Source organism: Streptococcus pseudopneumoniae (assembly GCF_001072375.1).
Classification (GTDB): domain Bacteria; phylum Bacillota; class Bacilli; order Lactobacillales; family Streptococcaceae; genus Streptococcus; species Streptococcus pseudopneumoniae_L.
This window is the reverse complement of the sequence record NZ_JVKV01000043.1, coordinates 1-11,673: the sequence shown is the minus strand read 5'-3', so window position 1 is coordinate 11,673 and position 11,673 is coordinate 1. Positions and strand designations below refer to the sequence as shown.

Sequence of the window (11,673 nt, the reverse complement as noted above, 5' to 3'; positions counted from 1 at the left end):
TACTATATTTTTAAAAATTATTTTGAAAATCTGAAAATAATTCTCTGATGCGTCCTGGGAAAATCATTTTAATTTTCCAATTTATCTTCGCCTCTTTTCATTTTCTTACATTTTTATATAATAGTAACAAAATATTCGGATTTAAGCAATTTTTAGCCTTATATTTTTGAAAAATACATTGAAAATCCGTAAATATTGAGTTTATAACATTCAATTTAGATTGCAACTATTCAGAAACAAGGGATTTCTCCCAAAAAATAGAGCAGATCTTCCAATCTGCTCTTTCTTTATTTACTATTCTTTACGATTTATCTGCACTTCCATGAAAAATGAATTTCTCTGGATATTTTTTGATAAAACTTAGCTCATTCTCATTTCCATCATAATCATAGACAAAATTATCTGCTTCATCCAATTTCTCATAAAAATCATCGCCATACTCTTCTTCCATCTGTGCTAGCAGCTCCGATCTTTCTTCTCTAACAAAGGAGATAGTTCCACCAAAGTATGCAAGGAGATTTTTGAAATTAGCAGCATGCTCCTTCATTCCAAATAGTTCGAAGCCCTTTAAAGTATCTTTCCAGACAATCCCTGTCGAATTATCGAAAAATTGATAGTGACCTCCATTGTTTACTTCGATAAAATACCAGATAATTGCCAGAAGGTATCTTTGTTCTAAAGTAAAGATTTTTGCAGAATCGAGATAGTCTTTATAGGTGTTATAGATGTTAACAGTTTCGTATACTGGTTCAATAATATCCCAAGAGTCTTCTGCATTTTGAACATCTTCTATCTTAATATTCTTGTATAATTTCTTATTCTGTGCAGTTTTCATTTCTTGATTAGTTTCATTAGCATCTTCAAAATAGTATTTCTGAAGCAGGGGATATTCTGTTGGCTTGCCTTCAAAAACTTCCTTTAGAGAACCTACTTTAACCAACTCAATACACCATTCAATGACTGGATTTGTTGAGGAATCAGCATTTTTGATAGCATTTTCTAATAAATCTAGAGCCTGATTAGCTTCAGTTTCAAAGTCCTTGTTCGGATCACTAGATAAACGCCAATGGGTAAAACTATTTCGATAATACCAAATAGCATCCCTATCTTCTTCAGAGACCATCTCTAAAACTCTTTTGGCTTCTTCGAATTGACTCCAATTATTATAGACTTTGGCTAGTTCACTAAGGACTAGTCCACTTAAATTTTCTAAGCCAAGCTCTAAAAGAATTTCTATTACTTTCTCGAATTGGAAGTTATGCTTAATGTCTTTAAGACACTGAACTTTCTCCGATTCATTTAATGTGATAAATGTTTCCAGCGTAATTGTATTGATATCCATAGGTATCTCCCACTAAAACTAATGAACTTTTATAATTTTAATTCAATTTGTAATGAAACTTCTGCTTTTTCTATCGTCTCCAAGATAAACTTTCTAGAAGTATAGGCCGAGATAAAAAATCCCGACCTCACATTTTAGTAGAAATGAGTCTTTGAAATACTTTTGTTCATTTATTGGACTCTGCAAAATAGTTTTGCCCTACACTTCATTGTGTCAATCTTCAATCTAAGACTTACGATAAAACATTCATAACTGCCACACTGACATCGTCAATGGCATTTTCTTGGTTAGAACGGCTATTGGTTACCAACATTTCTAGGTTTCCTGCATTTTCATAGTAATAGGAAGCCCCTTTAGCATTGAATACAACCAAGAAGTGCTCTTCGCCACCATGAATCTCATAAACAATCCAACCACTATTTTCAATGGCCGTGTGTACAAAGACATGACGGTAGACTTCTTCATAGGTAGGGTATGAAAAGGCACTGTTTTGTGTTTTGAGTCGTATAATTTGACGGACAAACTCGATACTATCTTGACGCTCATTGATCAAATCCCAGTTGACTTGGTTGACACTATCAGGAGCATTGTAACTGTTCATTGCTCGCTCACGATCTGCGTGAGTCAACTCTCCATTTTCGCCTGTAGCTACGAGTTTAGTACGGCCAAACTCTTGCCCCAGTTCCATGAATGCCATCCCTTGCATAAGGAGGTTCATAGCCGTTGCTGTTTCTACTTTCTTCATGATACGTTTTTCGCTCTCCGATGGATGAAGGGTTCTAAGCAAATCATGCAAATTGTAATTATCGTGGGCTTCTACATAGTTAAGAACCTGGTTTGGACTGAGATATGAACCGAGCTCACGACTTCCAAGGATAGCCTTTGCGACGATCGGCTCAGTACCTGCACCACTAACAAAACCAGATTTGATAGAACCATAGACTTCACAACCTTTAACCGCATCACGTTGATTATCATTAAAGAATCCAATGTTTGGCAATTGATAGGCATTATCTTTCTTAGCCTTATCATAAGGAGCAAGACCAGTTCCCATATCCCATCCTTCTCCATAAAGGATGATCTTAGGATCGACTTCGTCCATAGCCCAACGAATCATCTGCATAGTTTTGATATCATGAATTCCCATCAAGTCAAAGCGGAAACCGTCAATATTGAATTCTTTTACCCAGTAGAGAAGAGAATCAATCATATATTTACGGAACATTTCATGCTCACTGGCAGTTTCGTTACCGACTCCTGTTCCATTTTGGTAGGTTCCGTCATGGTTCATTCGATAATAATAATCGGGAACCGTTGTTTGGAATGGCGCATCCACCGTTGAGAAGGTATGATTGTAAACAACATCCATAATAACACCGATACCAGCATCGTGATAAGCTTGGACCATGGCTTTCAAATCACGGATAGCTTGACCTGGATCATTTGGATTTGTAGACATGCTAGTTTCTGGAGCATTGTAGTTTTGTGGATCATATCCCCAGTTATAAGTTACATTTCCATCTGCGTCGTATTCTTTATGACGGTCAGCAATTGGTTGCAACTGAACATAGTTAACACCAAGTTCTTTGATGTAATCAAACGCAGTCGACTGACCATACTGGTTAACTGTTCCAGTTTGCGCCGCACCTAAGAACGTTCCTCTTAATTCTGGCGTAACACCAGATGTTTCAGACTTAGTCAAATCACGGATATGCATTTCATAAATGACTGCTTGGCAAGGATTTTCCAAACGCCAAGTTGCTTCTGTACCATGCTTAACCTCAAAACCTTCGACCTTACGTTCTTGATTTGAGACAATGGCTGAACGTTTTCCATCAGGACTTGTCGCTATTGTATATGGATCACGAGTTAATGACTGGTGATGAGGAAAGTCAATTTGGTAGTGGTAAGCACAACCTGCTAAGCTTTCTGGAACTGATAAACTCCAAACACCAATTGTATTATACTTGTGACTATAGGAGTAACTATTTCCTCGCTCCATTTCAAAGGTTTTAAGGATAGGTGCGTCGTTACTTGCAGATTCATAGACTACTACTTGGACAGATGTAGCGGTTGGTGCCCATAGGCTAAATCTTGTTTCAGTTTCAGAAACTTGACATCCCAACTCTCCTTGATAACCCCAGTGGTGGTCAAAACTAGCGCTATTGATTGCCTTGTCGAAGGCAAAAGGATTTTGGTCTTTATAATGAGTACTTGCAATAGCTGGATTTTCAGAATAATAAACTGTATCATCTCCATCCAAAATCCAAACCTCTGTCAAAAGTGGATAATAATTGAAGCGAATAGGATATTCTTTGCTGACACCATCTTTTTCAACAGTAAAAGTCATGGTCTCAAGAGCTACTTCACTCGATTGAGTCAGTGAGAATTTTGCTCCAAAATATTCTTCTTCTTTGATAAGTTCTGCTGAATCTAGAGGCTTTATGCTGAAACTGCAAGCCTCGTAAGCTTCATCTTTACGATGATAATGAATAAGTACAAGATAATTGTACATGGTTCTCCCTAATTTCTAAATAAATTTGATTTTATATGTGACTAATAATTTATTGATCAAGTGCCTCACGATTCACAAAAAATTCAATGTGATTATGGCACACCTCCAAATCTACTGGCGTGTCGCCACCGTATTCTCCATCAAGATTGAGCATAAAAGGCTCTTCATGATCCAAAGTTTCAATTCGGAGTTTACTCGTTTTAAGGTATTCAACATTGATATCTGAAACGTGTTGGCCTCCGTTCATGGCCTGAACTAGCAGACTCAACATATCTAGTATTTTATCCGTCTTTACTAGAATAAGCGTGAAATTGCCGTCATCCAGTTTGGTATCAGGTGCAAATTGCTCAAATCCACCAATAGAATTGGTCAAGGCAACAAAGACAAGAGAAACTTCTCCTGTAAAAATTCCCCAATCATGGTAAATACGAACAGGACGGGCTTTGGATTTTGGAAACATCTCGAAGCCTTTAGCAACGTAGGCCAGATAACCCAAACGCGTCTTTAGTTCACTCGGAACGCTAAAAGTTAACTCCGTAAGAGTTCCTGCCGCAGCAATATTGATGAAATACTTATCACCATAAGCACGACCAATATCAATTTGCTTGGTTTCATTTTTAGCAATGATTTTCGCTGCAGCAACTGGATCTCCCATAGGTATTTTCAATGCTCTTGCATAGTCATTGGTAGTTCCAGTAGGAATGATGGCTATCTTTGGACGATGTTCCAGAGGTGCAATTCCATTAACCACTTCATTGATAGTACCATCGCCACCAGCTACCAAAACCAAATCAAATCCAGCTTTTGCAGCTCTTTCTGCTTCTTTCTGGGCTGATAAGTGTTCAGTTTTGGTCTGAAAAGCACTTGTTTCATAGCCTATGCTCTCTAACACTTCTAGAACTTCTGCGATATTTTGCTTGATAATTTCCTGGCCTGAGGTCGGATTATAAATGAGACGTGCGCGTTTTTTTACTTCTTTCATAGCTTACAAACTCTCAAGCCAAGCTTCATCACGAATCTCTATTCCCAGTTCTTGTGCTTTTTGGAGCTTGCTTCCTGCATCTGCTCCTGCTACAACAAGGTCTGTTTTTTTCGACACACTACCAGTAACCTTGGCTCCTAGACTTTCTAATTTATTTTTAGCTTCTGAGCGATTCAAACGCTCTAGCTTTCCTGTCAATACGACAGTTAGACCAGACAAGGCTGCATTTGCTGCAACTGTCTGTCCTATGTAGTCTAGATTAACACCTGATTCTTTCAATTCCCTTAAAAGGATTTCAGAACCCTCTGTAGCAAAATAGGTCTGAAGGCTTTGGGCAATGACACTTCCCAGACTTTCGATACTTGCAATTTCTTCAGGATTGGCTTGTGCTAGCGATTCGATTGAGTGGAAGTTTTGTAAAAGCAACTGACTTGCCTTACTTCCTACATGACGAATCCCCAAACCAAACAAAAGTTTTTCAGCAGAATTTTCTTTGGATGCTTGAATAGCCTGGTAGAGCTTTTGAGCAGATTTTTCCTTAATACCATCTAGCAAGAGCAAATCTTCCACAGTCAAATGATAAATATCTGCAACATCCTTAACCAAATCGGCAGCAAATAGTTTCTCAACGATCGATGGACCAAGGCCAGAGATATTCATGGCATCACGCGATGCGAAGTGCGTCAAGCCTTCCTTGATCTGAGCAGAACAACGTGGATTGATACAACGAAGGGCAACCTCATCTTCAAAATGCAAAAGATTACTGTCACAACTTGGACAGTTTGTTGGAATATCTAGTCTTTCCTCTGACACTCGCTTGGATTCTACCACTCGTAGAACAGCAGGAATGATATCACCTGCTTTGTACACAATGACAGTATCATCCTTACGAATATCCTTTTCAGCGATATAGTCGACATTATGAAGGGTTGCACGACTTACAGTTGTACCTGCAAGTTGTACTGGAGTAAGATTAGCAGTCGGAGTCACAACTCCTGTACGGCCAACAGTCCAGTCAACAGAAAGAAGTTTCGCTTCTTTTTCTTCTGCTGGGAATTTATAAGCGACTGCCCACTTAGGTGCTTTGACTGTAAATCCTAGTTGCTCCTGACCAGCTAGATCATTGACCTTAATCACAACTCCATCGATATCATAAGGCAACCTATCTCTTTCTTGACCAATTTCTTGAATAAACGCCCAAACCTCATCCATACTATGAGCTAATAGACGTCTTTGATTAACCACAAAGCCTAATTGTTCCAAATGTTTCAAAACCTTCTCTTGACTATCCCGAGTTGAAGGACTAGCTTCTTGGTAAAGGAAAGTCGCCAAATTTCGTTTTGAGACTACTGACGTATCTAACTGACGAAGGGTTCCTGCAGCAGCATTTCGCGGATTGGCAAATTCCGGCTCCCCATTTTCTTGACGAGATTGATTGACCTGGTCAAAAGAAGCTCTCGGCATATAACATTCACCACGAACTGTAATATCTAATTTTTCTGGTAATGATAAAGGAATGTCTTTCACTCGTTTAAGATTTTCAGTGATGTTTTCCCCGATGGAACCATCACCACGAGTTGCCCCAGTAACAAAAATTCCCTGCTCATAAGTCAAGGAAATCGATAAACCATCAATCTTCAACTCACAAATATAAGTGACATTATCCAATTCTTTACGAACACGCGCATCAAAAGCGTCGAGTTCTTCACGTGAAAAAGCATCCTGCAAACTATAAAGAGGATACTGATGACTATATTTCTCAAACCCATCAAGAATCTTTCCACCAACACGATGTGTCGGACTTTCTGGTAAAACTTGGTCAGGATGAGCTTTTTCTAACTCTACCAATTCACGATAAAGACGGTCATACTCACTATCAGATACAGATGGATTATCACTTGTATAATACTCTGTCGCATAGCGATTGAGCAGTTCAACGAGCTCTTTCATTCTTTCATTCATAGAACCATTTTACCATAAAAAGGACTCTATAAACAATACTCAAGCTCTAAAAAAGAAAATGAGAAGGATATTTCTATCGCTTCTCATTTATTTTTATTTTTTACGATTCAAAATAGCATTCAAGACGATGGCTACTGTACTTGCAATGACAATACCATTTGAGAAGAACATTTGTAATTCAGTCGGTAAAGTATTAAAGAGATTGCTTCCGTTTAATCCCACCCCAGCAGAGATAGAAACCGCTGCAATGAGGAAGTTGTGTTCATTGTGTTCGAAGTCTACACGCGCCAAGATTTGCATCCCTTGGAGAGACACGAAACCGAACATGACGAGCATTGCTCCACCAAGAACAGGGCTAGGAATAATCTGAGCCAAGGCACCAAACTTAGGCAAGAGACCGAGCAAGATAAGGAAACCAGCTGCGTAATAGATTGGCAAACGAGTACGAATACCTGAAAGTTTCACCAAGCCTACGTTTTGTGAAAATCCTGTATAAGGGAAGGTATTGAAAAGTCCACCAAGTAAGACAGCAAGACCTTCAGCGCGATAACCATTGCGGAGACGAGTGCTATCGATTGGATCTTTAGTAATATCAGAAAGGGCAAGATAAACACCAGTTGATTCTACCATAGATACAGTAGCGATGATACACATCATTACAATAGAAGAAATCTCAAATTGTGGAGCACCGAAGTAGAATGGAGTTGGGATATGAACTAGTGGAGCTTCTGCTACTGGAGAGAAGTCAACCAAGCCCATAGTAGCAGCAATAATGGTACCTGCAATCAAACCGATCAAAATGGAAATAGATTTGATAAATCCTTTGGTAAAGATATTAACCAAAAGAATAATGAGAACTGTAATCATTGCCAAAGCTAAACTTTGTCCAGTAGGTTTTTCAACGTTATTTCCCATATTTCCGATGGCAACTGGAATCAAGGTCAATCCGATAGTTGTGATAACAGAACCGGTTACGATAGCAGGGAAAAGATTGGCAACCTTAGAGAAGATACCAGAAATCAGGATAACATAAATCCCTGAAGCAATCAAAGCTCCAAACATAGCACCACTACCATGACTCTGACCGATCATGATAAGAGGAGCAACAGACTGGAAGGCTACCCCAAGAACAATAGGCAAACCAACACCAAAATGTTTATTGAGTTGCAATTGTAAGAGAGTTGCAACCCCACACATAAAGATATCTGTTGAGATAAGATAGGTCAACTGTTGAGCTGAATACCCTAAAGCACTTGCAATCATGATTGGTACCAGGATTGAACCTGAGTACATGGCTAGCAAGTGTTGCAAACCAAGAACGGCTGCCTGTGAGTGGTTTTCCTGTTGTTTCATTAGATATCTGCCTCCTTAAAGATAACTTTTCCATTTTCAAAACGCTCTAATCGCGCGAGTGATACTACTTGATGACCTGATTTTTCTAGCAGTTCACGACCATCTTGGAAGGATTTTTCAATCACAATTCCGATAGCTTCAACTGTAGCACCAGCCTGTTCAATGATCTGAATCAAACCTTTAGCTGCTTGACCATTAGCCAAAAAATCATCAATAATCAATACTTTATCTTGAGGAGATAAGAACTTACCTGCAATAGATACGGTACTAGTTACTTGTTTAGTGAAAGAATAAACCTCAGCAGTCAAAATTCCTTCATTCATCGTAATATTTTTTGCCTTCTTAGCAAAAATCATAGGTACATCTAACTGTTCAGCCACATAAAGGGCTGGGGCAATTCCTGACGCTTCAATGGTCACGACTTTGGTAATACCAGCATTTTTAAAATGCTCTGCAAAGGTACGACCAACCTCGCGCATCAAGGAATAATCAACTTGGTGGGTCAAGAAGGAATCCACCTTAAGAATATTCTCACCAAGGACGTTTCCGTCCTTTAAAATTCGTTCTTCTAATAATTTCACAATAACCTCCGAAATAAAAAGAGACTTACCAAGTAAGCCTCTAGGAAACAAAGAAATAGATTTAACACCTATCCTTTTATCTCTGCAGCTTACTCATTGTTAGGTATTTACGGTACCTTGTAGAAACGCCACGCCAATTCGTGGCATAAATAAGTAATAGTAATATTAGTGAGCGTCACCATTCCAGATAGAGTTTTTCACAATGACATAGTCAACGTGACGAAGATCAGCTACCTTTCGACCTCCAGCATAAGAAATCGAACTTTGCAAATCTTGTTCCATCTCTGTTAAGGTATCTTGCAAATGTCCTTTGGCAGGAAGAAGAATTTTCTTACCTTCGACATTCTTATAAGCACCTTTTTGGTATTCTGAGGCTGAACCATAGTATTCTTTAAATTGTTTACCATCAACTTCAACTGTTTTACCAGGACTTTCGATATGCCCTGCAAACAGTGAACCAATCATGACCATGCTCGCACCAAAGCGGATTGACTTGGCAATATCACCATGTGTACGGATACCACCATCGGCAATAATCGGTTTACGCGCAGCTTTAGCACACCAGCGAAGGGCTGCTAACTGCCAACCACCAGTACCAAAACCAGTTTTTACCTTAGTAATACATACCTTACCTGGACCGATTCCGACCTTAGTAGCATCTGCACCAGCATTTTCAAGTTCACGCACGGCTTCTGGAGTACCAACATTACCAGCGATGACAAAAGTATCAGGTAATTCTTTCTTGATGTGCTGAATCATTGAAATCACGCTGTCTGCATGACCATGAGCAATATCAATGGTGATGTACTCTGGTGCATCAGCCTTTAATTGACTCACAAAATCATACTCGTAGTCTTTAACACCTACCGAGATTGAAGCAATCAAGCCCTGATCGTGCATACGTTTGACAAAAGGAATGCGTCCTTCTTCATCAAAACGATGCATAATATAGAAATATCCACCCTTAGCAAGTTGTTCAGCAACATTTTCATCTAAGATCGTCTGCATATTAGAAGGGACAACTGGCAACTTAAAGGTATGTTTCCCCAAGGTCACATGTGTATCAGCTTCTGCTCGACTTTGAAGGACACACTTATTTGGGATTAGCTGAATATCTTCATAGTCAAAGATTGGAAATTCGTTTAACATTTCGATGTCTCGTTTCTTTTATAATGACCTACCTATGCTTTCGCATCGCTACGTCTTTTCCGACGTTTCCTTTAACGATTATAAACTAAGGTAAAGTTTTTGTCAAACATTTTGAAACCTAAAATTTATAACGTTCGGATTTTGCTTGTTTGTTCTATAAAAAATAGAGAGATTATGAGCTCTCTATTTTTATACTGTCTTAATAATACTCACCTTGACGATAATCCCATGAGTTAAAGGTATCTGATAGATGCATCATGATTTTATCAATATCCAGTCCTTTACGGATCACAACTGGAGCTGGTGAGATTGAACGTGCTCCACCTTGTTCTGGGATGAGTTTTCCATCCTTATCAACCATAGACACCATCACACCTTGCTCGTAACGAGTTTCAATCGTTTTGTCTGGCTGGATAGATGCAACATAGTCGTCAGCTTCGATGACAAGATCCACTGCTCCTTCGATACGTTCACCGATTCCTTCAACCTTACCTCGGTTTCCTTTTCCAGAAGGGTTTGCAGATGAAGCATATACCATTTTGCCTTCTTCCCAAAGTTTGGCAGCTAATTGTTCACCAGCTTTCCCAAACTTGATAACAAAACAGCTAGTTCCACGCACATCGGTCATGAGTTCTTCACGACCATCACCGTATGCTTTCAATTTCTCAAAGGCTTCTGGTTTCCATGGAAGGATACAACCAAGGAGAATATCTTCGTCCCAATGTTTTTGATAGAAGGCTTCGATTTCAGGATTTAGCTGCGCTAAAGCGCGAAGCTCATCCATACTACCACAGAGGACTACTCCTGGTTTATTACGATTACGTTCTTTGGCTTCAAACTTACGTTCAAGTCCTGCCTTATCACTAGTCATGATAATGTAACCAACCTTAGTAGGGCAAACGATACATCCGCCCTCACCTTTCAAGATTTCATAGCCTTCTTGTGAAAGTGTTCCGTTCCATTGAATGTGTTTTGTCATAGTTCTATTTCCTTTTCTATTTTTTCTAATCCTGCCAGTAGGCTGGGCGTTGTTTTTCATAAGCAGCAATCAAATCTTCATACTGCAAGGTAATACCGATATCATCCAAACCATTTAAGAGCTTGTATTTCCACTCGCTATCGATTTCGAAAGTGAATTCTCCAACCGGTGAGATGATTTTTTGTTGTTCCAAGTCCACAGTTACCTGATCGCTTGGTTTCAAGTGGGCTAGTTTGTCTCTAACCTCTCTAGGCTGAACAATAGGCAACATACCATTATTGAGTTCATTATTGTAATGAATGTCACCGAAAGATCCTGCAATCACGACCTTAAAACCGTAGTCTGCTAGTGCCCAAGCTGCATGTTCCCTCGAAGACCCTGCCCCAAAGTTATCACCTGAGATGAGGATACTGGCTTTGCGGTATTCAGGTCGGTTAAAGACAAAGTCTGGATCCTCAGTATACTTATCGTCCAGATAACGCCAAGCATACATGAGGTACTTACCAAAGCCTTTCTTATCGATTAACTTGAGAAACTGCTTGGGTAGGATTTGGTCGGTGTCGATGTTATCATTCATAAGAGGAACGGTCGTTCCTGTATAAACTGTGAATTTCTCCATATCCTCTCCTTACTGGGCCTCTGGCATTAGCCGAACATCTACGAAGCGCCCTGCAATAGCTGCCGCAGCTGCCATAGCTGGACTACAGAGATGAGTCTTAGCGCCAAAGCCTTGTCTGTCTTCAAAGTTACGGTTGCTAGTTGAAGCGCAGTGGACGCCATCAGGTACCTTGTCGGGATTCATCCCTAGGC

General features: G+C 39.5%; 10 protein-coding genes and 1 riboswitch. All 10 genes read right to left on the bottom strand.

The features are described 5' to 3' along the window. Positions 1–301 precede the first annotated feature (301 nt). Complete coding sequence (locus ADH31_RS03575; protein ID WP_049509042.1) at positions 302–1,342, bottom strand: DMP19 family protein; 1,041 nt, start codon at positions 1,340–1,342, stop codon at positions 302–304. Positions 1,343–1,574: 232 nt separating this feature from the next. After that, entirely contained in the window at positions 1,575–3,857 is a 2,283-nt protein-coding gene (gene pulA, locus ADH31_RS03570) for a type I pullulanase (protein WP_049509041.1), read from the bottom strand. Between the two features lie 49 nt (positions 3,858–3,906). Next, the gene (locus ADH31_RS03565; protein WP_049509040.1) at positions 3,907–4,839 is read right to left on the bottom strand and encodes a diacylglycerol kinase family lipid kinase; all 933 of its coding nucleotides are present in this window, start codon (positions 4,837–4,839) and stop codon (positions 3,907–3,909) included. Positions 4,840–4,842: 3 nt separating this feature from the next. Then, a complete protein-coding gene (gene ligA, locus ADH31_RS03560; protein ID WP_049509039.1) occupies positions 4,843–6,801 on the bottom strand; it encodes an NAD-dependent DNA ligase LigA in 1,959 nt (652 codons plus the stop codon). 93 nt (positions 6,802–6,894) lie between these two features. After that, the gene (locus ADH31_RS03555) at positions 6,895–8,154 is read right to left on the bottom strand and encodes a nucleobase:cation symporter-2 family protein (RefSeq protein WP_000813114.1); all 1,260 of its coding nucleotides are present in this window, start codon (positions 8,152–8,154) and stop codon (positions 6,895–6,897) included. Continuing rightward, positions 8,154–8,735 (bottom strand): xanthine phosphoribosyltransferase, encoded by a 582-nt coding sequence (locus ADH31_RS03550; RefSeq protein WP_000770426.1) that lies wholly within the window; start codon positions 8,733–8,735, stop codon positions 8,154–8,156. Before ADH31_RS03550 ends, ADH31_RS03555 begins: the two co-directional genes overlap by 1 nt. Before the next feature lie 76 nt (positions 8,736–8,811). Then, positions 8,812–8,908, bottom strand: a riboswitch (purine riboswitch). Continuing rightward, on the bottom strand, positions 8,901–9,884 hold the full coding sequence (guaC, locus tag ADH31_RS03545; protein ID WP_049509038.1) for a GMP reductase: 984 nt from the start codon (positions 9,882–9,884) through the stop codon (positions 8,901–8,903). Its footprint overlaps the riboswitch before it by 8 nt. A gap of 199 nt (positions 9,885–10,083) precedes the next feature. After that, positions 10,084–10,863 carry an L-threonylcarbamoyladenylate synthase gene (locus ADH31_RS03540; protein ID WP_049509037.1) on the bottom strand — a complete coding sequence of 260 codons (780 nt, stop codon included), beginning with the start codon at positions 10,861–10,863 and terminating at the stop codon, positions 10,084–10,086. 25 nt (positions 10,864–10,888) lie between these two features. Then, the gene (gene leuD, locus ADH31_RS03535) at positions 10,889–11,482 is read right to left on the bottom strand and encodes a 3-isopropylmalate dehydratase small subunit (protein ID WP_049509036.1); all 594 of its coding nucleotides are present in this window, start codon (positions 11,480–11,482) and stop codon (positions 10,889–10,891) included. Between the two features lie 9 nt (positions 11,483–11,491). Beyond that, positions 11,492–11,673 (bottom strand): aconitase family protein (locus ADH31_RS03530; protein ID WP_049509035.1); only part of this gene is annotated, 182 nt, incomplete at its 5' end.

Bases quoted from the DNA above. Each gene is read 5' to 3' on its own strand.
- leuD (WP_049509036.1), bottom strand. From the start codon at position 11,482: ATGGAGAAATTCACAGTTTATACAGGAACGACCGTTCCTCTTATGAAT.
- ADH31_RS03540 (WP_049509037.1), bottom strand. From the start codon at position 10,863: ATGACAAAACACATTCAATGGAACGGAACACTTTCACAAGAAGGCTAT.
- ADH31_RS03575 (WP_049509042.1), bottom strand. From the start codon at position 1,342: ATGGATATCAATACAATTACGCTGGAAACATTTATCACATTAAATGAA.
- ligA (WP_049509039.1), bottom strand. From the start codon at position 6,801: ATGAATGAAAGAATGAAAGAGCTCGTTGAACTGCTCAATCGCTATGCG.
- ADH31_RS03555 (WP_000813114.1), bottom strand. From the start codon at position 8,154: ATGAAACAACAGGAAAACCACTCACAGGCAGCCGTTCTTGGTTTGCAA.
- guaC (WP_049509038.1), bottom strand. From the start codon at position 9,884: ATGTTAAACGAATTTCCAATCTTTGACTATGAAGATATTCAGCTAATC.
- ADH31_RS03565 (WP_049509040.1), bottom strand. From the start codon at position 4,839: ATGAAAGAAGTAAAAAAACGCGCACGTCTCATTTATAATCCGACCTCA.
- pulA (WP_049509041.1), bottom strand. From the start codon at position 3,857: ATGTACAATTATCTTGTACTTATTCATTATCATCGTAAAGATGAAGCT.